The organism is Nocardia sp. NPDC051981 (assembly GCF_040680715.1).
Taxonomy (GTDB): Bacteria; Actinomycetota; Actinomycetes; order Mycobacteriales; family Mycobacteriaceae; genus Nocardia.
On the sequence record NZ_JBFAXK010000002.1, the window covers coordinates 20169 to 43365 of the forward strand.

General features: G+C 69.1%; 21 protein-coding genes. 14 read left to right on the forward strand and 7 right to left on the reverse strand.

What is annotated here, in order from left to right; genetic code table 11:
* The first annotated feature begins 234 nt into the window (after positions 1 to 234).
* Complete coding sequence (locus AB0L60_RS04010; protein ID WP_364606918.1) at positions 235 to 921, forward strand: GNAT family protein; 687 nt, start codon at positions 235 to 237, stop codon at positions 919 to 921.
* 195 nt (positions 922 to 1116) lie between these two features.
* A complete protein-coding gene (locus AB0L60_RS04015) occupies positions 1117 to 1641 on the forward strand; it encodes a hypothetical protein (RefSeq protein ID WP_364606921.1) in 525 nt (174 codons plus the stop codon).
* A gap of 5 nt (positions 1642 to 1646) precedes the next feature.
* Here AB0L60_RS04015 and AB0L60_RS04020 read toward each other — a convergent pair whose 3' ends face one another.
* A complete protein-coding gene (locus AB0L60_RS04020; protein WP_364606924.1) occupies positions 1647 to 2123 on the reverse strand; it encodes a hypothetical protein in 477 nt (158 codons plus the stop codon).
* A 149-nt stretch (positions 2124 to 2272) separates the two neighbouring features.
* On the opposite strand from AB0L60_RS04020, the gene AB0L60_RS04025 reads away from it, so the two are divergent.
* The 4 genes from AB0L60_RS04025 to AB0L60_RS04040 all read left to right on the forward strand — a co-directional run bounded on the left by AB0L60_RS04025 (position 2273) and on the right by AB0L60_RS04040 (position 9176).
* Positions 2273 to 6040: a BTAD domain-containing putative transcriptional regulator gene (locus AB0L60_RS04025; protein ID WP_364606927.1), complete on the forward strand. Its 3768-nt coding sequence runs from the start codon at positions 2273 to 2275 to the stop codon at positions 6038 to 6040.
* A gap of 70 nt (positions 6041 to 6110) precedes the next feature.
* Entirely contained in the window at positions 6111 to 6767 is a 657-nt protein-coding gene (locus tag AB0L60_RS04030) for a CHAP domain-containing protein (protein WP_364606930.1), read from the forward strand.
* A 156-nt stretch (positions 6768 to 6923) separates the two neighbouring features.
* Positions 6924 to 8156: a hypothetical protein gene (locus AB0L60_RS04035; protein ID WP_364606933.1), complete on the forward strand. Its 1233-nt coding sequence runs from the start codon at positions 6924 to 6926 to the stop codon at positions 8154 to 8156.
* 294 nt (positions 8157 to 8450) lie between these two features.
* Positions 8451 to 9176: a DUF1906 domain-containing protein gene (locus AB0L60_RS04040; protein ID WP_364606936.1), complete on the forward strand. Its 726-nt coding sequence runs from the start codon at positions 8451 to 8453 to the stop codon at positions 9174 to 9176.
* Positions 9177 to 9242: 66 nt separating this feature from the next.
* Here AB0L60_RS04040 and AB0L60_RS04045 read toward each other — a convergent pair whose 3' ends face one another.
* Both AB0L60_RS04045 and AB0L60_RS04050 read right to left on the reverse strand, forming a co-directional pair.
* Entirely contained in the window at positions 9243 to 9611 is a 369-nt protein-coding gene (locus AB0L60_RS04045) for a hypothetical protein (RefSeq protein ID WP_364606939.1), read from the reverse strand.
* A gap of 112 nt (positions 9612 to 9723) precedes the next feature.
* The gene (locus AB0L60_RS04050; RefSeq protein ID WP_364606942.1) at positions 9724 to 10476 is read right to left on the reverse strand and encodes a hypothetical protein; all 753 of its coding nucleotides are present in this window, start codon (positions 10474 to 10476) and stop codon (positions 9724 to 9726) included.
* 360 nt (positions 10477 to 10836) lie between these two features.
* On the opposite strand from AB0L60_RS04050, the gene AB0L60_RS04055 reads away from it, so the two are divergent.
* Positions 10837 to 12054 carry a mannosyltransferase gene (locus tag AB0L60_RS04055; protein ID WP_364606945.1) on the forward strand — a complete coding sequence of 406 codons (1218 nt, stop codon included), beginning with the start codon at positions 10837 to 10839 and terminating at the stop codon, positions 12052 to 12054.
* A 184-nt stretch (positions 12055 to 12238) separates the two neighbouring features.
* Complete coding sequence (locus tag AB0L60_RS04060) at positions 12239 to 13459, forward strand: mannosyltransferase (protein WP_364606948.1); 1221 nt, start codon at positions 12239 to 12241, stop codon at positions 13457 to 13459.
* On the opposite strand, the gene AB0L60_RS04065 is transcribed toward AB0L60_RS04060, so the two are convergent.
* Both AB0L60_RS04065 and AB0L60_RS04070 read right to left on the reverse strand, forming a co-directional pair.
* Positions 13401 to 13694, reverse strand: coding sequence for a 4a-hydroxytetrahydrobiopterin dehydratase (locus tag AB0L60_RS04065; protein WP_364608480.1), 294 nt, complete (start codon positions 13692 to 13694; stop codon positions 13401 to 13403). The two genes, AB0L60_RS04060 and AB0L60_RS04065, sit on opposite strands and share 59 nt — an antisense overlap.
* 20 nt (positions 13695 to 13714) lie before the next feature.
* Positions 13715 to 13891, reverse strand: coding sequence for a hypothetical protein (locus tag AB0L60_RS04070; protein ID WP_364606951.1), 177 nt, complete (start codon positions 13889 to 13891; stop codon positions 13715 to 13717).
* A 170-nt stretch (positions 13892 to 14061) separates the two neighbouring features.
* Between AB0L60_RS04070 and typA the strand changes: the two genes are divergently transcribed.
* The 6 genes from typA to AB0L60_RS04100 all read left to right on the forward strand — a co-directional run bounded on the left by typA (position 14062) and on the right by AB0L60_RS04100 (position 20942).
* A complete protein-coding gene (gene typA / locus AB0L60_RS04075) occupies positions 14062 to 15957 on the forward strand; it encodes a translational GTPase TypA (protein WP_364606954.1) in 1896 nt (631 codons plus the stop codon).
* Positions 15958 to 16229: 272 nt separating this feature from the next.
* Entirely contained in the window at positions 16230 to 17975 is a 1746-nt protein-coding gene (locus AB0L60_RS04080) for an ABC transporter family substrate-binding protein (protein ID WP_364608483.1), read from the forward strand.
* On the forward strand, positions 17972 to 18865 hold the full coding sequence (mshB, locus tag AB0L60_RS04085; protein WP_364606957.1) for an N-acetyl-1-D-myo-inositol-2-amino-2-deoxy-alpha-D-glucopyranoside deacetylase: 894 nt from the start codon (positions 17972 to 17974) through the stop codon (positions 18863 to 18865). Before AB0L60_RS04080 ends, mshB begins: the two co-directional genes overlap by 4 nt.
* A 12-nt stretch (positions 18866 to 18877) precedes the next feature.
* Complete coding sequence (locus AB0L60_RS04090) at positions 18878 to 19036, forward strand: hypothetical protein (RefSeq protein WP_326306468.1); 159 nt, start codon at positions 18878 to 18880, stop codon at positions 19034 to 19036.
* The gene (locus AB0L60_RS04095) at positions 19033 to 19530 is read left to right on the forward strand and encodes a hypothetical protein (RefSeq protein WP_364606961.1); all 498 of its coding nucleotides are present in this window, start codon (positions 19033 to 19035) and stop codon (positions 19528 to 19530) included. The genes AB0L60_RS04090 and AB0L60_RS04095 overlap by 4 nt, the downstream gene beginning before the upstream one ends.
* Before the next feature lie 107 nt (positions 19531 to 19637).
* Positions 19638 to 20942, forward strand: a complete 1305-nt coding sequence (locus AB0L60_RS04100; RefSeq protein WP_364606964.1) for an FAD-binding oxidoreductase — start codon at positions 19638 to 19640, stop codon at positions 20940 to 20942.
* Positions 20943 to 20998: 56 nt separating this feature from the next.
* Here AB0L60_RS04100 and AB0L60_RS04105 read toward each other — a convergent pair whose 3' ends face one another.
* Complete coding sequence (locus AB0L60_RS04105; protein ID WP_364606967.1) at positions 20999 to 22639, reverse strand: PH domain-containing protein; 1641 nt, start codon at positions 22637 to 22639, stop codon at positions 20999 to 21001.
* Positions 22636 to 23142, reverse strand: coding sequence for a PH domain-containing protein (locus AB0L60_RS04110; protein ID WP_364606970.1), 507 nt, complete (start codon positions 23140 to 23142; stop codon positions 22636 to 22638). Before AB0L60_RS04110 ends, AB0L60_RS04105 begins: the two co-directional genes overlap by 4 nt.
* Between the last annotated feature and the right edge of the window lie 55 nt (positions 23143 to 23197).

A 23197-nucleotide genomic window follows, 5' to 3' on the forward strand; every position in this document is an offset into this window, starting at 1 on the left:
GCCGTGCCGGAAAGGCTGTAAGACACCTGTGAAATAGCCCGTGCGACGCGCGGTAGAGCGCATGAAATTTACATGCCGCCTGCAGCGCGGTGCGCTGGTGTTCCGCTATCGTTCATCCCACTATCCGATGCTGCTACTGGCGCGCCAGGGCTGGTTCGTCGATTCCGGAGTGTGTGGCCGGGGCGGCCATTGCCTGACGCGAGCCCCCGACCCCTTCCGAAAGATCGAGGGAACGTGCCCGTACCCGTAACTCTGACCGGCCGTCTGGTACGGCTGGAACCCCTTGCGCCGCAGCATGCTTCGGGTCTTGCGGAGGCTGCTGCGGGGAATCGCGATGACTACGCGTTCACGCCTGTCCCACACGGTGTGGATGAGGCGCTGGAATACATCGCTCAGGCCCTTTCCGGGCATGCCGCGGGAACCTCATTGGCCTTCGCCATCATCGCCGTCGCCAGTGGACGGGTATTGGGCTCGACCCGATTCACCCGTTTCGACTACTGGCAGGGCCCGGTGGTGTGGCCGTTGGTGCACGGCATGCCGACAGGAGATCCCCTGCTGGCAGTGCCCGACGCCGCCGAGATCGGGAACACCTGGCTGTCTCCGCAGGCGCGCGGCGCCGGCATCAATCTGGAGTCCAAGCTGCTGTTGCTGCAGCACGCCTTCGACGTGTGGCGGGTGCGGCGCATCGCCATGCGTGCGGACGTCCGAAATCTCCGGTCCCGCTTGGCGATCGAGCGTCTCGGCGCCACCAGCGACGGGGTGCGCCGGGCGCACTCGCGCGGGCTGGACGGCGAGGTGCGCAGCACCGCCTTCTACTCCATCCTGGATGAGGAGTGGCTGACTGTCCGGGCCACCATCGAGGGCCAGCTGGCGGCGCTGCCGGCCCGAGAAAGCGAGCGCAGCCGTCTGGTGGGCGCGTAACCGGGCCGTACGGCAACCGGATGACCGATCGGATCGACCGTGAGACCGGTCGGTCTGATCGGTGTTCGGCGACTATAATTCCGGGTGTTGCACCGGTCGGGCGTCGAGGAGAGATCTGTCCGAGTCTGGTAACTCGGCGGGCCGGCACGATTCGGATGACGAAGCCAGCAACCCCTCCCGCGTAAGGAGTGGCGCATGACCAACCCCATGCGCACCAAGGTCTGCCTCTGCGACAGTCTCTCCGGATCCCCCGTGCTCAGCCTCTTCCTCGTCCCCGAACCCCGCGTGCCCGGCGCCAGTATCCTGCACCTGCTGGAGCAGACCCCGTTGTCCGCGAGGTCGATTCCGCGCCCCAACCCGCATCTCATCGAGTGGCTGCAGGAGCACGGCTCGCCCGCCATCCGCACCCGCTTCCTCGCCTTCGCGGCCGGGCAGCACGATCCGCACGATGTGCACGCGGTGCTGCACGATCACTTCATCGTCGACCCCGGCCCCATCGGGTTGGACATGGACGATCAGGACGAGATGACCCGGCTCGCACTGCTCCCCGAGCACTGGCTCGGCCCGCGGCGCATCGACGACTTCCACGACCTGGCCGTGCGCAGCACCATGCTCGCGGTCTATCGGCACTTCGGTGTGGACCAGCGCATACCGCTCATGTACCACGGCTACGCCGAACCCGAGGACGGCTGGTTCGAGGTCCCCGCCGCCGAGGCCTGACCGGGCTAGTCGAACGGCACCACCGTCAGCAGCCACCACGGCCGCTGCGGTGACTGGAACTCGAAGGTCTGCACGTACATCCGGCGTTCCCGGCGAGTCACCGGATCGTTCATCAGTACCGTGCGCTCGCGCGGCTCCGGGGGGATGACATGGCTGTGCCACAAGCGATCCCAGTCGGGGGAGCGGCGCGCCAGATTGACGATCTCCTCGACCCGATCCGGCCGCAGGTCGGCGGCGGCGGACCGGAAGGCCGACACCATGACCTGCGCCTCGGCCTCCCAGTCGCCCAGCCGGTAGCGGGCCATGGGTTCCAGCAGGATCGCCGTCATCAGATTCGCGCCCGGACCGGTGCCCGGAAACAGGTTCCGGAAGGGTTCGTTCGCGGCCACCACGTCGTAGCCGCCGTCGTGCAGGCAGGCCGGATGCGGAAGGCTGTGCAGGACCGCGAGATCGGCGTCCGGCGGCGGGGAGGGGTCGAACACCCTAGGCAGTGTGCGGGACAACTCTTCGGACCGTCTTCGTATCGAGTTAAGCCCCGTCACAAGACTGGGTACTGTCGCAGAATTTCTGTCATATTGAGAGGATCCTGTTTGGTTTTATTCGAAGTGGGTAACGGGGGTCGCACAGCGACATGGCGCTCATACGCATCGGGGTGCTGGGCCCACTGCACATCAGCATCGACGGTCAGCGCGTGCCTCCGGGCGCGCCCATGCAGTGCGCGGTGCTGGGACGACTGGTCGCCGCAGGTGGCCGGGTGGTGCCCACCGAACGGCTGATCGACGACCTCTGGCACGGTGACCCGCCCGCCAAAGCCGTTGCCGCGCTGCAGGTGTACATCCACAACCTGCGCCGGGTCTTCGAGCCGGACCGGCCGCGCCGAGCGCACTCGCGCGTCATCGTGTCCGAATCACACGGCTACGCGCTCAATCTCGAGCCTTCCCAAGTGGATTCCTGGCACTTCGAACAACTGTTGCACGGGCACGAGGCCGCCATGCGCGACCCCGCCGGGCGACCCGACCCGCTGGAGCAGGTGCGTGTGCTGGACGCCGCCCTGGCGTGCTGGCACGGCGGCGCCTTCGAATCCTTCCCCGGAATGCCCTGGGCGGCACAGGAAGCCGCCCGCCTGCAGGCCCTGCGACTGACCGCCGCCGAACTGCGAGCCCAGGCGGCGCTGGAACTGAACCGGCCCGCCGAGGTGGTGCTGGCGCTGCGGCCCATCCTGGAGGAACATCCCGGACGCGAGGAATGTGCGCGGCTGCTGGCCGTCGCCCAGTACCGACTGGGACAGTCGCTGGACGCGCTCGCCACGGTGCGCCGCAGCCGCGAATTCCTCACCCTGGAATTCGGGGTGGATCCCGGTCCGGGACTGCGGGATCTGGAGACCGCCATCCTCACCCACTCGGTGGACACCGAGACGGTCACCCCGCCCGCACCCGTGCGGCCCGCCGAACCCGAACCGCTGCCCGATCCGGAACCCCTGCCGGACAGCGGATATGGCGCGCAGCGCGCCGCCGTGCTGGCCGCCGCCGACGCCGCGTCCGCCGGGCACGTGCGGCTGGTCTGGCTCTCCGGTGAGGCCGGCGCCGGGAAGACCACCCTCGCCACCGCCCTCACCGCACACCTGGGCGACCGCGGCTGGACCACCGTGTTCGGCCGCTGCCCCGAGGTCGAGTCCGCGCCGCCCGCCTGGGCCTGGGCCGAGGTGCTCACCGGCCTCGACGCCGCCGACCCCGAAACCTTCACCGCCGCCGATGCTTTCACCCTGGCCCGGCGCGTGGTCCGCTCCTGCCGCGAACGCTCGGCCGGGAGGCCGATCGCCATCGTGCTCGAGGACGTGCACGGCGCCGACACCGCGACCCTGCAGGTGCTGCGGCAGGTGGTGAACTGGCTGCGGGACCGCCCGATCCTCATCGTCGCGACCCTGCGCGGCACCGAGGCGGGCCCGGGCGTCCGCGACACCGCCGCCGCCCTGGCCCTGTTCACCGCCGCCCGCCTCGAACTCGACGGCCTCGACATGGCGGGCACCCGTCGCGCCGCGGTCGCCGCCGGGCTCGCCGCCCCCGACGACCGCACCGTGGAACTGCTACGCCGGCGCACCGGCGGCAACCCGCTGTTCGTGCGTGAACTCGCCAAACTCGTTGCCACCCAGGGCACCACCGACGGCCTGCCCGACAGCGTGCGCGACCTGCTGGGCCGGCGCATCGGCCAGCTCCCCGCCGACGTCGTGGACCTGCTGCGCCACCTCTCGGTCTGGGGCGAGGACAGCGACATCACCACCCTCGCAGCCTCCGCGGGCCGCCCCGCCGACACCGTCATCGACCTGATCGCCACCGCCGAATCCGCGCGCCTGCTGCGCACCGACCGGGCCGGCCGCGTGACCTTCGACCACGCTCTGGTCCGCGAAGCCGTCTACTACGACCTCCCCACCCTGCGCCGCACCCGAATGCACTGGGCCGCCTTCGAATACCTGCGCAGCGACCCGGAACCGGGCCCGGCAGCGCCGGGCTCGACCCGCGCGGCGGTCGCGCCCGGCCAGGACGAGGGACGATCCGAGACCCCGGCCGGGACGGAAGACCTTCCGGGCATGGGGAATCGAGTGCTCAGCGCGCTGTGGGGAGCGGATCACCTGGTCGCGGCGCTCCTCGGGTCGCCACGGCCCAGGGCCGCGCGTCGCACCGACCGGACGCTCGCGGCCCTCCGCGGGGCCGACGAGGTGGCCACGGACTCGTCGGCCGGACAGCCGGAACCGGACGCCGCGGGCATCGCGGACCCAGGCACGGCGGCACCGCCCGGCCGCGGCAGATTCCCCGAGTTCGATGACGCCGGAACAAGTTCCGCGCACGATGCGGTATACGTGCCGCGCGGGCGGGACATCGACGCGCTGGCACATCACGCGGCGCTGGGAGCGGATGCCGAAACCGCCACGGTGGCTCTGCCATACGTGCGCGCGGCGGCGCGGCGGTGTGTGGAGCGGCGGATGCGCGCCGACGCCGTGCGCCGGTGGCGATCGGTGCTCGCGCTGCACGATCTGGCCGGGCACACCGGCGCGGGAGCCGCGCGCGCGGATCGGCTCGCGGTGCTCGAGGCGCGCTGCGAGCTGGTGGTGGCGCTGGCCTACGACGGGCAGCACATCGCCGCGCGGGCGGCCCGCGAGCAGGCGCTCGATCTGGCCGAATCACTCGGCGGCACAGCGTCATCGCCGGGCGGGACGGAGTTGCTCGCGCACGCCGTCACCTGCTGGCCGACGCCGCTCATCTGGTCGGTGCACGACTGGCACACCCCCGACCCGCGCATCCGCGAACCGCTGCGCCTGGCCTGCGCCGATACCGGGCTGCCGGTGCGCACGCGAATTCTGTTGCATGTCACCGCCGTTTTCGATCGCGCCGTCGAGGAACCCTCGGCGGCCCGCATCCTGGCCGGTTCGGCCATGGCCCTGGCCGAACCGCTCGACGACCCGGACCTGCTGTGCACGGTGCTCAACGCGCAGGCGTTCGCGGCCTTCGCGGCGGGCGGCTTCCTGCGCGCCCACGACCTCGAACGGTATGCGACCCGGCTGCTCGAGGTGTCCACCGCGGCCGAACTCACCGAATTCCGCGCGCTCGCACACTATCTGCTGTTCCGCGTCACCCTGGCCGACGCCGACCTGGTGGCCGCCGCCGAACATGCCGGACGGGCCGGCGAATACGCCACCGACGGACAGCTGCGGCACCTGCTGGACGCCATCGCGCCCTTCGGCATGGTGCTGGAACTGTTGCGCGGCAATACCGATGAGGTGCTGCGCCTGCTCGGCGAGGGCTCCGGCGAACTGGACGACCTGGTGGCGCACTCCGGAGAGGGCGCGGCCGAACCGACCCGCGACGGCAATGCGCTGCACGTCGGCATCGCCGTCTCCATCGGCTGGCTGCGCGACGACATGTCCGTCTACCTGAACGATCTGCGCGAGCGCACCGCCCTCCAACCGGAGCTGTTCATCCACGGTTACGCACTGGCTCTGGTGCATTCGGGCCGCCCGGAGGAGGCCCGTCGCGTGCTGGCGGCCGCACCTCCACCGGCCCCGCAGTTCTGGTCCACCTTCACCGGAGTGAAGGCCCGCCTCGCCATCGCCCTCGAGGATCCGGCCATGGCGCTGGGCGTCTACCAGCAGCTGCTGCCGTACTCGGGCACCGTCTGCGGTCTGGAGACCGGCGCCTCGGTGCTCGGGCCCATGGATTGCATCCTCGCCGAGCTGGCCACCTACCTCGGCGACCACGAGCGGGCCGCCGGTCACCGCGCCGCCGCCGAGGAACTGCAGGACAGACTGCAATCCGAGCTGGCCGAACTCGCGCCCCAGGGCGTCGGGCTCATGCAGGTCAGCCGCCTCGGACCGATGGGCCGCAGCCGGCTGGTCCGCCGACCCTGAGGGAACTCCGCGGCCGGGTGGAACGTCCTTACTGATGAGGCCGACGGCCGGCCGGAACGGGGAGGACCGAATGACAGTCGAGCTCGAGCGCCCGCAGCGCAGACGGCGGCGCTGGCTGGTGGTGAGCACCGTTGCGCTGGTGGTGATTTCGGCGCTGAGTGCCGGGGGAGTGCTCGGCGTGCGGTGGTGGCAGCAGCACCGGCACGAGGAGTCCTACGGCCCGCGGGAGATGGACGGGCGTCTGCTGCACGACTTTCCGCAGGTCGACTCCGCCGGGTTGAGTCCCGGGCAGGCGCAGGTGGTCGATGTTCTGCGACAGCAATTCGACGAACAGAGCGGTAGGGACAAATACTCCGAGGGCATTGCCGAACCCTGGTGCGCAGACTTCGTCAGCTGGGTGATGCGCGCGGCCGGACAACCGTTGAGCAATCCGAATTCCGGATCCTGGCGGATTCCCGGCGTGTACACCCTGGAGGAGTACTACCGGGGACAGCATCGTTTCGAGCAGGCGAACAACGGATATCTACCGCGGGTCGGCGATGTGGTGATGTACTCGGATTCCAGTGTGTTCCATCAGCACACGAATATCGTTATCGCCGCGGATTCGGATACCATCACCACGGTGGGCGGCAATGAGGCCGGTGAATCCGGCGGTGTCGCCATCCACAAATTCCGCCCGTCCGGCACCTCAGGGCTGGTCGGCTTCGGACGATTGGGAACACGCTGATTCCACATTCTGGAAACACGCGGGGCGGGGTGTACTACTGAGCGCGCCTTCCGCTTACGATGGGTTTCGGCGGCGCCCGGCAGCGTCGTCGATTGATCCCTGTCCTGCTGCCCCCTCATCGGCAGGACAGGGGTCCCCGCCCGACGAAAGTAGCTGATGACGTCGTCCGACCAACCGACCTGGATCGATTACGCCGAATTCGGCGAGCGTTTCGTGGCGGCGGCGGTGACGGAAACCCGGATCGAGTCGGCGGTCTCCAGCGTGGCCGGGCGCGGAATCACCATCGGCCCCTTCGGAATCGGGCCCGCCGGGCTCGCCCGCTTCGTGGCCAAGGGCAGCATCGGCAAACCCACCGTCATCCGGCGCGGGCCGCACGTGCACTTCGACGTCATGCTCCCGGTGAAACTGCGGGTCGACGTCACCCTCGGCGGGCAGCGGCTGCGGCTGGAGGCGGTGGTGGAGATCGACCTCTCCATGCACGCCCGCACCGCCGATCCGCTGCTCATCGTCGTCGACATTCCCCCGGTCACCGGGCGCGACGTCAGCTTCGTCATGCGCGCGCAGGCCATCGGCACCGCCTGGGAACTGCTGCTGGACCCCATCGCCAAACTGGTACAGCGCGAGGTCGCCAATCGCATCAATGGCATTCTGGCCGACCCGGATTCGCAGCGCGGCCGCACCTTCGACGTGCAGGCCATCATGGACGGCACCCGCTCGGCCTACCGCGGGCGGCCCACCCACGAGTGGATCGGCTACGACGAATTCGGCCGCCGGTTCTTCGCGCGCATCGTGACCGCGGAACGGGTGCGCCAGGTGGTGGAATCGATGGCGGGCAAGCCCATCGAGGTCGGCCCGTTGCGCACCGGCCCGGGCAACAAGGCCGAGGTCTGGGTGCAGGGCAGTGTGCGACTACCGAGGGTCGCCGCCGCCGGTCCGGTCACCGTCACGCCCGTGCCCGAGCCGCGGATCGCCGAATTGCCCCATGCCGCAGCCGAATCGGCGGCCGCCGCGGCCGCGGCGGCGGAGGCGCACGCGAACTCCCACGATCCGGCGCTGGTGCGCTTCGACCTCACCATTCCGGTGAGCCTGGACATCTCCGTGGACGTGCTCAAGACCAACCGTTATCGGGCCGAGGTACAGGTGCCCGTGGCCCTGACCGCGCGTGCCGCCGAGCCGTTGCTGATCGTCATCGACGCGGTGCCGCCGCGCGCCCGCGACATCGATCTGGAGATGACCGCCGAGGGCTGGCGGGCGGCCGCGCTGGGCAAGCTGGCCGGCATGCGCAAGCAGATCGCTGCCCAGGTGGCGAAGGTCGTGCGCGCCGAGGTGGCCGACGTGTCGCGCCGGACCATCGATGTGGGCGCTCGGCTGGACTCGACGCGCGTCTGAGGTCCCCGGCCTCGGCAATTCGATAGCTGTTGGTTAGCCATCGGCCGGTCGTTGCCCGGTTTCACCCCGATGTGACATATGGTGCCGATGTGCTCGATGAGCCTGGCGATTCCAATGTGAATATGGTGAAATGAGGGCACGTTCAGGGCTCCCGGCGCACGGATGATCTTGTTTTCATCGGGGAAGGTGCGCCGGGCACGCCGCAAGTAGTTCCACCGGTCACCGGTGAGACACCGTCTCCCCATCGTCACGACTGGAATGTTCGACCAGCGAGTGTGTGCGAAGGAGCCCGTGATGCGTCCTGCCCATGTCAATCGACGGAACTTCCTCTCCGGCGCCACGGCTCTCGCCGCCGGAATCACCGCCGGACTGACCCTGCCACCCGCCACTGCGGCAGCCAGGCAACAGCTCGGCACCCTCCTCGACTACGCCGGCGGCGTCCCCTCCGCCCAATCCATCAGCGACGACGGCCATATCGGCGTCATCCGCTACGTTTCCGACCGGCGGCCCGGCGCCGAATGGATGGCGGGCAAACCGCTGCTCGCCCGCGAGGTCGACGCCCTGCGCGCCGCGGGCCTGTCGGTGGTCTCCTGCTACCAGTTCGGCAAGGGCCCGACCGCCGACTGGCGCGGCGGTTACGCGGCCGGATTGCAGCACGCCGCACGGGGATTGATCCTGCACAGGGCCGCGGGCGGGCCCGACACCGCGCCCATCTACGCCTCCATCGACGACAACCCCGGCGACGACGATTTCGAGCAGTTCATCGAGCCGTACCTGCGCGGCTGGGAGACCGTCATCGGGCACGACCGCACCGGCGTCTACGCGAACTCGCCGACCATCGACAACATTCGCGACGCGGGCCTGTGTTCCTTCTTCTGGCAACACAATTGGGGCACCCCGAAGGGCTACGTCCACCCCGCCGCCACCCTGCACCAGTTCGAGATCGACAAGCGCGAGGTCGACGGCGTCTCCGTGGACGTCAACGCCGTACTCGCCCCGCAGTACGGCCAATGGTGGTAACCCGACTCTCCTGGCTCTCGTGTGCCGCTGCCTTCGGCAGCGGCACACGATGCTGAAGGAAACCCGTTAGGTCTGGCAGTGGCAGGTCGGGTCGGTCGCCAGGTCCGGCTCCTCGGGGACGACCCGGAGCATGAGGTGGGGGTCGGTGTGTTCGTCCTCGCCGCTGCCGTCGGCGAAGACCTCACCGTTCCCGTTCCAGGAGAACAGGGACCAGCGGGACAGCGCCGAGAAGGCGGAGCCGAGGCTGCCGAAGGAAGCCGAGGAGATGAGAGAGCCGAAGGAGCCCACCGACCCGATCGACAGCACCGAGCCCACGCTGCCGATGGACAGGATCGAATAGGCCGAGCCGATCGACAGGATCGATCCCTCGGAACGAATCGAGAGGATCGACCGGCGCGAATGCAGTCCCCGTACGGGGTTGGTCACAGCGGCCATAGATGTCGGTCTACCACAGGGAACCGGCCGTGCAAACGATTTCGCCCCCGTCCCTTCCGCATAGTTGCGGAGGAGAACGGGGGCGAAATTCTCGGCTACCTCGGGGTGTCCGCTAGGCGACGGTGAAGAATCCGATGGTCGGCAGGAACGAGCAGGTGATCGGCTGCGACTCCGGATCGGCCTGAGTCGTCAGCGAACCCGAGACGATGGCGACCACGCGACCGGAACCGGTGTTGGCGATGGCCGACAGGGTGGCCGGGCCGTCCGGGTTGATGTGCGCGTCATTGGTCAGGTTCTGGGTGGCCGTGGCGCGCGTGTCGAGGTTCAGCCACTGCACCGTCATCGGGGCGGGCTGCACATCGGTGGGCTGCTTGGTGCCCAGCGCGGTGAACACGAAACCGGCCTGGCCCTGCGCCGGTCCGGGCGGGGGCAGCTGCGCCGGACCGCCGACGGCCAGCGCGGTGCCCACCGAGTCGGCGGTGGGGGAGATGCAGCCCTTGCCGATGGTCGGCCACAGGAACTGCGAGATGACCGGGCCGTCCTTCGGGATGTCCGGGCCGCCGCCGCCACTGCCGTCGAGGAACGTGATGACGGCGAGCAGCGTGGTCTTCACCTGCGGCGGCAGGTTGCTGGCCTCCAGCAGCTGCTTGGCCTGGGCGAGAATGGCGTTCTTGGGGCCCGCGTCCGCGATATCGGCGGGACCGGTGGCCGCGCCGATGATGGCGGGGACCAGCGAGGCCAGCGCGTCGACCGGAACCCCTTCGGGGATCATCGGAATCGACGCGCTCCTGGGTGCCGGCGCGGGGTTCGCGTAGGCCGTCGGCACGGCGACGGTGGCGCAGGCCGCCAGGGCCAATGCGGACATTGCGAACCGCGATCCTCGGGTGCGAAGCACTGGTGTAGCCGTCCTTACCTTCAGGGACATCTAGCAGCGATGGAGCCATCGCTCCGCGCCACTCTAGGGACCGGGCTGCCGTGTTGTACAGCCGCGGTGTGATCTTGGCGAACTCGATCAGCTGACGCTATCGAACGGACGACCACAGTGCCTGTTGCAGATGGGGTCGGTGATGCAAATGTTATAGCGAAGGGTCCGCGCTGCACGGAACATTCTGCTGGGCGACTACGCTTGCCGGGGCCACCGCAACGCCGCATTCGCGAGGCCCGCAAGCCGCATTCGCCAGCCGTGCACTCGGCCGGTGACCCGCCCGAGCTGAAAGACAGTGCCGTGAATCGACACTTCCACATGGCCGCCGCGGCACTGGGTATTTCGGTGCTGGCCCGTCTCGTGTGGGTCCTGTTCCTGCCCAATGGCATGAACTTCGTGGACCTGCACGTCTATGTGGACGGCTCCGCGAATCTGTTCGGGGGGAATCTCTACGACTACACCGATTCCAGTAAGACGCCGGACTTTCCGCTGCCGTTCACCTATCCGCCGTTCGCGGCGCTGGTGTTCTATCCGCTGCATTTCCTGCCCTTCGGCGTGGTAGCCATCGGATGGCTGCTCGCCACGGTGGCGGCGCTGTTCGGCGTGGTGTGGTTGGCGCTGGAGATGATGGTCGGCCGCGAGGCCATGCGTGAACGGTCCTGGCGCACCGCCGCGGTGTCGTGGACGGCGGTCGGCATGTGGCTGGAGCCGGTGCGCTCGACCTTCGACTATGGCCAGGTCAATGTGTTCCTGGTGCTGCTCGCCATGATCGCGGTCCGCAGCGCGCGCTGGTGGGTGTCGGGCACGCTGGTCGGCGTGGCCGCCGGCATCAAGCTGACCCCGGCCGTCACCGGGCTGTATTTCGCGGCCCGCAAACGCTGGTTCACGGCGATCTGGTCGGCGGTGGTCTTCTTCGGGACCATTCTGCTGACCTATCTGTTCGCCCCCGGCGAGACCAACAAGTACTTCCGCGAATTACTCGGCGATGCGCATCGCGTCGGGCCGGTCGGGTCGGCGACCAATCAGTCGCTGCGCGGCGCGCTCAGCCGGCTGCTCGGTCACGACGTGGTGTCCGGGCCGGTGTGGATCGCGGCTGCGCTGGTGACGGCCGTGCTCGCGTTCTTCGCCTGGCGCGCACTGGATTCCGGCGATCGACTGGGCACGCTGATCATCGTGCAGCTGTTCGGGTTGATGGTGTCGCCGATCTCCTGGTCGCACCACTGGATCTGGCTCCTGCCGGTCATCCTGTGGCTGTGCTACGGCCCGCTGCGGCAGGCGGCGGGCGCCCGGGTGCTGGCCGGCTATTGGCTGGTGGTGACGCTGATCGGCGTGCCCTGGGTGCTGGGCTTCTTCCAGGATTCGATCTGGACCATCTCGCGTCCGGGCATCCTGTCCTGGCTGGGCGCGGTGGACGTGCTCGGCGTGCTGGCGCTCTATGTCTGGATCATCCGGGCGGGCCGGCTCAGCCCCGGGCATCCGGTCGATCGATCTCGTGAGCAAGAGCTGTCCGACCGGTGAGGTGAGATTTTCAGCGCGAGATCCGCGCCCCGAATATCTCGGGCGCCTCGAATGTCGGTGGTGCCCTTAATATTTGGGGTGCGCGGGACGGTCGTTGGTCCGGCTACGCTCATCGAGCGCCGAAAAGGCGTGCTCGCCAGCCGTGAATTCCGGTCGGTGACCCACCCGATCGAAAGTCCGTGTTGTGAATCGACGTTTCCGCCTGGCTGCCGCTGCCCTCGGCATCTCGGTGCTGGTCCGCCTGCTGTGGGCGCTGTTCTGGCCCAGCAATCTGATCCTCGTGGACCTGCACGTCTATGTCGAAGGGGCCGCGAATCTGTTCCGCGGGAACCTCTACGACTGGACCGATTCCAGTCGGTCACCACAATTTCCGCTGCCGTTCACATATCCACCGTTCGCGGCGCTCGTCCTGTACCCGCTGCATTTCCTGCCCTTCGACGTGGTGGCCGTCGGCTGGTTGCTGGCCACGGCTGCGGCGCTGTTCGGCATCGTGTGGATCTCGCTGGAGATGATGGTGGGCCGGGAGGCCATGCACGAACGGTCCTGGCGCACCACCGCGGTGGCGTGGACCGCGGGCGGCATGTGGCTGGAACCGGTGCGGTCCACCCTCGACTACGGCCAGGTCAATGTGTTCCTGGTGCTGCTCGCCATGCTTGCGGCGCGCAGTGCCCGGTGGTGGGTGTCGGGTGCGTTGATCGGCCTGGGTGCCGGGGTCAAGCTGACCCCGGCGGTGACCGGACTGTATTTCGTGGCCCGCCGGCAGTGGCTCGCGGTGATCTGGTCGGCGGTGGCCTTCGCCGGGACCATTGGCCTGACCTTCCTGCTCACGCCGGGGGAGACCAGGAGGTACTTCGGGGAACTGGTCGGCGACCCGGGCCGCATCGGGCCGGTCGGTTCGGTGATCAATCAGTCGCTGCGCGGGGCGCTCAGCCGCCTGGCCGGCCACGACATCGGGTCCGGGCTGCTGTGGAAGACATCCGTGCTGGTGACGGCCGTGCTCGCGTTCTTCGCCTGGCGCGCACTGCGTTCCGACGACCGGCTGGGCGCGCTGATCATCGTGCAGCTGTTCGGTTTGATGGCGTCGCCGATCTCCTGGTCACATCACTGGGTCTGCCTGATCCCGCTGATTCTGTGGCTGCTCCACGGTCCGCTGCGCGAGGCCGCCGGCGCGCGCCTCATGGCCGCATACTGGCTGTTCACGACAGTGATCGGGGTGCCCTGGATGCTGGGAACCCTGCAGCAGTCGATGTGGGATATCTCGCGTCCGGGTTATCTGGCCTGGCTGGGCGCGGCGAACGCGATCGGGGTGCTGGCCCTCTATGCGTGGATGATCCGGGCCGGGCGGCTCAGCTCTGAGCGTGCAGTTGATCGATCTCGTGAGCGAGAGCCATATCGCGTTTCGTGAGACCGCCCGCGGAGTGGGTGGACAGCGTGAAAGTGACCCGCCGCCAGCGGATATCGATATCGGGATGGTGGTCGGCGGCCTCGGCCGCGGCCGCCACCCGGCGCACCAGTTCGATGCCGGCCATGAACGAGGGGGCCTGGATGGTGCGCGTGATGCTGTTGCCCTCACGGGTCCATTCGGGCAGTTCGGTGAGGGCCTTGGCGATGTCGTCGTCGGAGAGCAGCGCAGGACTCATGACTCCGGTGTACTCCGGATTCAGGCCGCCCGCGCGAGTTTCAGGCACTTCTCGAGTTCCTTGCCGCGGCAGCCTGCGGCTTCGGCCTTCTTCATCCGCATAATCACAACAGGGCATTTCAGGCATCGCGTCTTCTTGCGGCAGCATTTCTTCTTCGGCTTCAGACCGGAAATGTGTTTGGCCTTCACCTTGCCCATGGTTGGTTAGCTTAACCTAACCTCTGCCCATTGACCATGTGACCTAGTGCGCCCGGTAGTCTGTAGCTCGCCGCATGCCCGGTGGAGTTCGCCATGTCTCGTCGTAGGCAGCCCCACGCATGAGACCCATCCGGGTCGGCAACAGACTTTTTCACCAGGAGGAATCAAACGTGTCGTCTGTCGAGTTCCGCAACGTCGCCATCGTGGCGCACGTCGACCACGGCAAGACAACACTGGTCGACGCCATGCTCCGGCAATCCGGTGCGTTCGCCGAACGTGCCGAACTCGTCGACCGAGTGATGGACTCCGGTGACCTCGAGCGCGAGAAGGGCATCACCATTCTCGCCAAGAACACCGCTGTTCACCGGCATAACGCCGACGGATCGGTCACCGTCATCAATGTCATCGACACCCCCGGCCACGCCGACTTCGGTGGTGAGGTGGAGCGCGGCCTGTCCATGGTGGACGGCGTCGTGCTGCTCGTCGACGCGTCCGAGGGTCCGCTGCCGCAGACCCGCTTCGTGCTGCGCAAGGCCCTCGCGGCCTCGCTGCCGGTGATCCTGGTGGTCAACAAGACCGACCGCCCGGACGCCCGCATCGAGGAGGTCGTCGAGGAATCCCACGACCTGCTGCTGGACCTGGCCTCCGACCTCGACGACGAGGCCTCCGAGGCCGCCGAGCTGGCCCTCGACCTGCCGGTGCTCTACGCCTCCGGCCGCGCGGGTGTGGCGTCCACCAGCCGCCCCGACAATGGCCAGGTGCCCGCCGCGGAGAACCTCGACGAGCTGTTCGAGGTCCTCATGAAGTACGTTCCCGCCCCCAAAGGCGATCCGAAGGCCACCCTGCAGGCGCACGTCACCAACCTCGACGCCTCTCCGTTCCTGGGCCGAATCGGCCTGGTGCGCATCCACAACGGCACCCTGAAGAAGGGCCAGAACGTCGCGTGGATGCACGGTGATGGCGTCAAGACCGTCAAGATCACCGAGCTGCTCAAGACCATCGGCGTCGAGCGTCAGCCCGGCGAGGAGGCCGTGGCCGGTGACATCGTCGCCATCGCGGGCATTCCGGACATCATGATCGGCGACACCCTCGCCGACGTCGACAACCCGGTCGCGCTGCCGCGCATCACCGTCGACGAGCCGGCCATCTCGGTGACCATCGGCACCAACACCTCGCCGCTGGTCGGCCGGGTGCAGGGCCACAAGCTGACCGCCCGCATGGTGAAGTCGCGCCTGGACCAGGAGCTGGTCGGCAACGTGTCGCTGCGGGTGCTCGACATCGGCCGCCCGGACGCCTGGGAGGTGCAGGGCCGTGGTGAGCTCGCGCTGGCCATCCTGGTCGAGCAGATGCGCCGCGAGGGCTTCGAGCTGACCGTCGGCAAGCCGCAGGTGGTCACCAAGACCGTCGACGGCAAGGTGCACGAGCCCTTCGAAGAGCTGACCATCGACTGCCCGGACGAGTACCTGGGCGCCGTCACCCAGCTGCTGGCCGCCCGCAAGGGCAAGATGGTCCAGATGAGCAACCACTCGGCCGGGTGGGTGCGCATGGAGTTCATCGTCCCGTCGCGTGGCCTGATCGGTTTCCGCACCGACTTCCTCACCGAGACCCGCGGCACCGGTATCGCCAACGCCGTGTTCGACGGCTACGCGCCGTGGGCCGGTGAGATCCGCGCCCGCCACACCGGTTCGCTGGTCTCCGACCGCAATGGTTCGGTCACCCCGTTCGCCATGATCCAGCTGGCCGACCGTGGCCAGTTCTTCGTGGAGCCGGGCGCCGACACCTACGAGGGCCACGTGGTCGGCATCAACCCGCGCGCCGAGGACCTCGACATCAACGTCACCCGCGAGAAGAAGCTGACCAATATGCGGTCCGCCACCGGTGACGTGCTCGAGACCCTGGCCAAGCCGCTGCAGCTGGATCTCGAGAGCGCGATGGAGTTCTGCACCGACGACGAGTGCGTCGAGGTGACCCCGGAGATCGTGCGCGTGCGCAAGGTCATCCTGAACGCCAACGACCGTCAGCGTGAGATCTCCCGCCGCAAGGCTCGCGACCGGGCCGCCCAGTAGAAGACCGACCCAGATACAACCAGACCCGCCCACGCCCGACCGAGTTCGGCGCGTGGGCGAGTCGGATTACGCCCTAGGATTCGGCCGCTGGGCAGCGCTGAGGGGTTCGAGGCCCGTCTCGTTCTGGACTGAGCGGAGCGGAGGAGCGAAGCGGGGGGCGCAGGGAGGGAAGAACGAGACCTCCAGGGCCGCGAGCCCGCCCGGAGCGAAGCGGAGGGCAAATTGGACAGAGCGGATCCAGTAGAGTGCCGAACGTGAGAACGGGGGCCCGGATGCGCGCATCGTGGCGCGCGGTGCTGTTGATGGTGGCGACCCTGTTGGCGGTCGCGACCGGATGCACCGCGAATCCGCCACCGCCCATCGAATCCACCGACAGTCCGAAGACGCAGCCGGCCAAGCCGGGGAAGAACTCCGTCGTGGTCGCGGTCGACGACATCGGGATCGGGTTCAATCCGCATCTGCGGTCGCAGCAGTCGCCGGCGACGGCGGCGGTCGCGTCGATGGTGTTGCCGAGCCCGTTCCGGCCCGGTCCGACGCCGGGGGTGCCCGGCGGCACGGACTGGATACTGGATCCGGCGCTCATGGTGTCGGCGGATGTGACGGCGCAGGAGCCGTTCACCATCACCTACCAGCTCAAGAACGAGGCGTCCTGGTCCGACGGCGCGCCCATCGCGGCCGAGGATTTCAAATACCTCTGGCAGCAGATGATCACGCAGCCGGGCACGGTGGATCCCGCGGGCTATCGGCTGATCTCGGATGTCAGTTCGTCGGCGGGCGGCAAGACGGTGACGGTCACCATGACGCAGCCGTATCCCGCCTGGCGGCAGCTGTTCTCGGATCTGCTGCCCCAGCATCTGGTCAAGGACTCGGGTTTCGAGCAGGGGTTGATCGACACCATCCGGATCTCCGGCGGCCAGTTCCGGATCAAGCAGGCCGACCGCGGCCGCGAGGAGATCCTGCTGGAACGCAATGACCGGTACTGGGGTCAGCCCGCGGTGCCGGATCAGATTCTGTTGCGGCGCGGCGGAACTCCCGCGCAGGTGGCGGAGTCGCTGCGGGTCGGGGACGCACAGATGGCGCTGGTGCACGGCGGTGTGGCGTTGCAGGCGCAGCTGGCGGCGATTCCGTCGGTGCGCACGGCCACCATGCCGCAGTCGCGGGAGATGCAGCTGGCGCTCAACGGCCGCAGCGGCGACTTGGCCGATGTCCGGGTGCGGCGCGCGGTGCTGGCGCTACTGGATCCGGTGCTGCTGGCCACGGTCGGCGCGCAGACCGGTAGCTGGGTGGAACCGGCTCGGGCGCAAGTGCTTTCGCCCTCGGATCCGGGTTATGTCGCGACCCAGCCGCCGCGCCTGAGCCAGGAGGAGGCGTTCGGGCTGCTGGCCGAGGCCGGATTCGCGCGGGCCGCGGAGACGCCGGCCACGCAGTCGGCGACCTCGCCCGCCCCGCAGCCGCGGTCGCTGGCCAAGAACGGTAAATCGCTGACGGTGCGGATCGGCGCGGTGGACGGCGACACCACCACGCTGGCGGTGGCCAATACCGCCGCCGACCAATTGCGCAGTGCCGGAATCGATGTCGTCGTGCGCAGTGTCACGGCCTCGCAGCTGTACGGCAAGGAGCTGACCGACGTCGGGGTCGACGCCGTGGTCGGCTGGGAACGCACCGGTGAGGATCCGGCCACGGTGCTGGCGTCGCGGTACGGGTGCACGCCGGTGGCGCCGCCCGGTGACACCGCCGACACCACCGTCGCGGACGGGGCGAAGAAGTCCCCGTCGAATGTGCCCGGCGTCTGCGATCCGACCCTGCAGCCCGCCATCGACGCGGCCTTGCGCGGCATCGATGTGGGCAAGGTGATCGGCGAGACCGAGCCCAAGCTGTGGGAGCTGGCGACGGTGCTGCCCATCGTGCAGGACACCCAGGTCGCCGCGGCGGGCCCGCGGGTGGACGGGGCCTCGCTGAGCGGCGCCATTCAGACCGGCATCTTCGGTGATGCCGCCAACTGGCGGAGGCTGCCGTGAATCTTCTCGATGCTTCCCGGCACGGTCTGCTGCTGGTGCACGCGCATCCGGACGACGAGTCCATCACCACCGGCGGCACCATCGCCCACTATCGCAAGCGCGGCGTCCCGGTCACCGTGGTGACCTGCACGCTCGGCGAAGAGGGCGAGGTCATCGGCGACGATTACGCGCATCTGGTGGCCGGGCAGGCCGATCAGCTGGGTGGTTACCGCATTCTCGAATTGACCAGGGCGCTGGCCGAATTGGATGCCGGGGTGCCGCATTTCCTGGGCGGCGCGGGCCGCTGGCGGGATTCCGGCATGGCCGGGACGCCGTCGGCGCGCAATCCCCGCGCGTTCGTGAACTCCGGCACCGCGGCGACCGACGCTCTGGTGCAGGTGATTCTGGAGCTGCGCCCGCGCGTGGTGATCGGCTACGACCCGCGCGGCGGCTACGGGCATCCGGATCACGTTCGCGCGCACCAGATCACCATGGCGGCCGTCGACGCCGCCGCGGACTGGGGCTGGACGGTCCCGAAGGTGTACTGGACGGTCACCGACCGCGCCGTGCTGGCGATGCACACCGAGTCGTTGAAGCGCCGCACGGTGGATCAGTTGCCGGGTGCGCTGCCGCGCGGCTGGCGGCTGCCGCACGCGGGCGAATTGGCCTGTGTGCCAGCGGAATCCGTGACCACCACGGTGGATGTCTCGGATGTGCTGGCGGCCAAGCGCGCGGCCCTGCGGGCGCACGCGACCCAGGTGACGGTGGCTCCCTCGGGCCGGGAGTTCGCGCTGTCGAACGATGTCGCCCAGCCGGTGCTGCCGGAGGAGCATTACATTCTGGTGCGTGGCGAGCGCGGCCCGCTGGGCCCCGACGGCCGCGAACATGATCTTCTCGGTGGCCTGGAATGAGAGACTGAGGCTATGTACAACTGGGACCTGCAGAACGCGATCGCGGCGTTCGTCGAGAGCCAGCGCCCCTACTTCGAGTGGCAGCACGAGCTGTACCTCTCGGTGCTCTACGGCTTCGTGGACATGCAGAGTCAGCTGCTGACGCTGCTCGGATTCCCGCCGGTGCCGTGACGGCGGCCGTCGGTGCCCGGACGGGCGATGCGGTGATGCCGGCGGGACCGGTACGCGCGGTGCTGTCCGCGTTGATCGGCACGCTGCTGCTGGCCGACGCTGTGATCACGCTCGGGTTCGAGGTGCTGTTCCTGCCGATCTACGCTGGCCGGGCCCACATCCCGGAGCCGACGCCGGTGCTGGCCGCGGGCACTCTGGCCTCGAGCATGACCGACGGCGCGATCGCGGTGCCGCTGACGGCCCTGGCCGCCGCGGTGGTGAACGTGCTGCTGGTGATGGGCATGGGTGTGATCACCAAGCGGATCGGGGTGATGGCCCTGCCGATCCTGGTGTGGGTCCTGGGTTTCCTGATCTGCGCGGGTTTCAGTCCCAGCGGGTACGCCCTGCTCATGGGTGACTGGCCGACCATGCTGCTGCTCATCTGCGGCCTGCTGCCCGCGGGCATGTACCTCTACTACCGGGCGACCGTCCGCCTGGCCCGGACCGGCGGCTGACCGGACCGTCCTGCGGTTTTTCGACTTTTTCGCCGCGCTGTCACACTTCGGCGCCCTGTCTCGTCCCCCTCGGGAATCGCAATCACGATCAGGAACGAGGGAAGACGATGGGATTCGACGAACTCCGCAATGCTGTCCGGGGCCGCGTCCTGGAGTCCGGTGACGCGGACTTCGAGCAGGCCGCGCGGCCGTGGAGCCTGGCCGTGACGCAGCCGGTGGCGGCGGTCGCCGAGGTCGCCGACGCCGCGGATGCGGCGGCCGTGGTCCGCTATGCGGGTGCCGTGGGCCGTCCGGTGGTGCCCCAGCCGACCGGGCACGGCGCGGCGGGCGGCGTCGACACCGCGATCCTGCTGCGGACCGGCGCGCTGAACCGGCTCGAGATCGATCCGGCCGCGCGGGTGGCCCGGGTCGGTGCGGGCGTGCGGTGGGGGCAGGTGCAGGCGGCCGCGGCCGCGGCCGGTCTGACCGGGCTCGTCGGCAGCAATCCGGTGGTCGGCGTGACGGGGTACACGCTGGGCGGCGGCAAGAGCTGGTTCGGCCGCAAGCACGGCTGGGCGTCGAATGCGGTGCGCGCCTTCGAGATCGTGGACGCCGAGGGCCGCCTGGCCCAGGTGACCGCGGACAGTGATCCGGACCTGTTCTGGGCATTGTCCGGTGGCGGTGGCGATTTCGCCGTGGTGACGGGCCTCGAGTTCGAGCTCTTCCCGGCGCCGGGGCTGTACGGCGGCCGCATCACCTGGACCGCCGATCGGCTGCCCGAGGTGTGGGAAGCCTTCCGCGAGTTGACTTCTCGCGCCCCCGATGAGTTGTCGGTGTGGTTCAACCGCTTCCAGTTCCCGCAGGCGCCGGAGATGGTCGGCGTGGACCTCGCCTATCTGGGCGATCCGGAGCAGGGCCGGACCCTGGTGTCCGCGCTGGACCGGATCGGCGGCGCGCTCACCGACACGCGGGCCGCCCGGTCGGTGGCCGACCTCGGCGACATCACCCAGGAGCCGGTCGATCCCAGCCCGGCCATCACCCGCGGCGAGCTGCTCGACGACCTGTCCCCGGCGGCGGAGAAGATCATTCTCGGCGAATCCCTCGCACCGCTGGTCAGCCTTCAGGTCCGCCATCTGGGCGGCGCGCTGGCCCGTCCGGCCGCGGGTGCGCGCGGTGCGCTCGCCGACCGCTACCTCGTCTCCACCCTCGGCCTCGGTCTGCCCCACCTGCGAGAGGCGGTGCACGCCAAGACAAATGCGCTGGTCGCCGAGTTCGGCGCGCTGGTGACGGGCAAGAAGCCTTTCACCTTCCTGGCCCCCGGGGAGTCGGCCGCCGCGGCCTTCGACGCGGCGACCCTGGACCGCCTGCGCACGATCAAGCGTGAGCGAGACCCGCAGAACGTGATTCGCTCGAACTACCCGGTGCTCGGCTGATCGTGCTGAATTCCGGCTCGGCGGTGGAGCATTCGATCCACCGCCGAGCCGTTCGGTCACCGTCCGGCGGGGGTGCCCAGCTGTCCGGGGGTGACCGCGTCGATCAGGGACCACGCCTGGTCGATCGGCAGGTCGATGACGCGGTAACGCTTCTTGCCCGCGGCGGAGGCGGCCACGATCGTGGCCACGCCCGCGCGACGCTGGAAGAGGGTCTGGCGGACGGTCCAGCCGATGACGCCGGGGGCCTCCAGGCAGTCGCGGTCGCGGTCCAGGCAGCCGCTGCGGGTGATGAGCCAGGCCGGTTTGCCGTCGGCGGCGGGCAGCACGGCGTGGCCGAGGCCGCGGTAGCGGTCCCAGGCGAGGGCGGCCGCGATGGGCGTGGCGATGGCGAGTGTGATCCACATCCAGAGCGGGATGTGGCCGCCCGCAAGGGAAAAGATGAGCAGCAGCGCCGCGATGGCCGCGAGCGGACTCAGGGTGCGGGTGTACCGGCGGCGGTGGGCGGCCGGGCCGTGGGGGACCAGCGGCACGGTCACCAGTGGCGGTACCGGCAGGGTGGCTTCGGCCGCAACGGTGGAGGTGCCCAGCAGATGGGCGAGGGTGCGGTGCACGGCGGCGCGGGGAGCCTGCGGCAGGATCTTCTGCCGCGGGCTGGTGCCGGTCATGATGGCTTCGAGTTCGGCGGCTCCGGCCAGGCGCAGTAGCAGGGGCTCGTTGACGGTCGCGCCGCGCAGGCGGGCCAGGTCGAGGGTGGTCTGGCGGGTGGTGAACAGCCCGTGCCGCACGGTCAGGGTCTTGCCGTCGTCCAGTACCTTCAGGCCGAACCAGGTCATCAGGTAGCGTGCGCAGGCGGCGAGGCTGACTACCACGACCAGGATCACGAAGAGCAGCGCGATCACCCCCGCGATGACGGTCGCGCTGCGGTGCCCGACATCCTGGACCGTGCCGGATCTCAGGAAGAGCTGGGCGAACCCGTACTGGAAGGCCAGACCGACGACCGGCGCGACGATTGCGAAGCCGGTCAACGAGAGTGGCGCGTACCGCACCCAATCCGGTTGCCAGTGAGCGATTTCCACGACGGGGTGGCCGGGCGTCGCATCCGGTGCTTCCCCCTTGGTCGTAACCGTTTGGGCATCAACGGATTCCGTGTTCGCCCGAGTGTGTGCCAGCAGTGCGAGCCGCAGTTCCGGCACCAGTTTGGCATCCAGCGAGTCCAGTTTGAACTGTTCCCGCTTCTCCGCGTGCTGCCCGGTACCGATGGACAGCACCGCCAGTCCGAGCACCCGGTGTAGCAGGTCGGCCTGCACATCGACGGATCGGACCCGGTTGCGTGGCACCGACAGTCGTTTGCGCTGGATCAGTCCGGTGCGCAGCTCCACATTGTCGGGGGTGATGCGATAGGTGGTGGTGAACCAGCGGGTGAGCGCGAAGCCGACGATGATCGCCACCACGGCCAGGCTCCACCCGGGATTGTCCCGGCTCGCACCCGCCACCAGCGTGGCGATCAGCACCGGGATGAAGCGGATGAGCTCGGTGACCGGGTGGACCAGCAGCATGCGCTTGTCGAGCCGCTGCCAGTTCTCGGCGTCCGGGCCGAGGGGCGTCCCCGGCCCCGACCCCCCGGTGATCGGTGAAAGTACTTCCGTCGGATAGGAATCCGGGAACACGTCCGGATCTGGCGGTGGCGGCTGGGTCATGTGGCGTCCCCCCGGTGCTGTGCGGCGATGGCGGTGAGCTGGGCGACGGTGTCGCGCGCGTCGGCCAGGGCGAGCGCGCTGATGTGCACGGCCCCGGCCGAGGAGGCGGTGGTGACGGTGACGGTGGCCAGTCCGAGCAGCCGTTCCAGCGGTCCGCGGTAGGTGTCCACGGTCTGCACGCGGGTAATGGGCGCGACCCGGCTCTCCTGGGTGAACCAGCCGGTCCGGGTGTAGACGGCCTCGTCGGTGATCTCCCAGCGGTGCACGGCGTAGCGCCACAGCGGGATGGCCACGATGCTGAATATCGCTGCCAGCAGCACGATTCCGAACACCAGTGCCTGCAGGCCGCGCCGGTGTGTGTCGAACAGCGCCCAGACCCCCACTCCGAGGATCGGCACCACCCACGACAGCGCGGCGCTCAGCGCCCACAGCAGTTTGGCGCGTGGGCTGGGACGCCGCGACGGGTCGGCCAGGATGCCGCCGGGAGCGAGGGGCTGGGACATGCTGCCCATGCTTGCATGAATCCGGGCACGGAGGCGGTCGTTATTGGAGAGGACC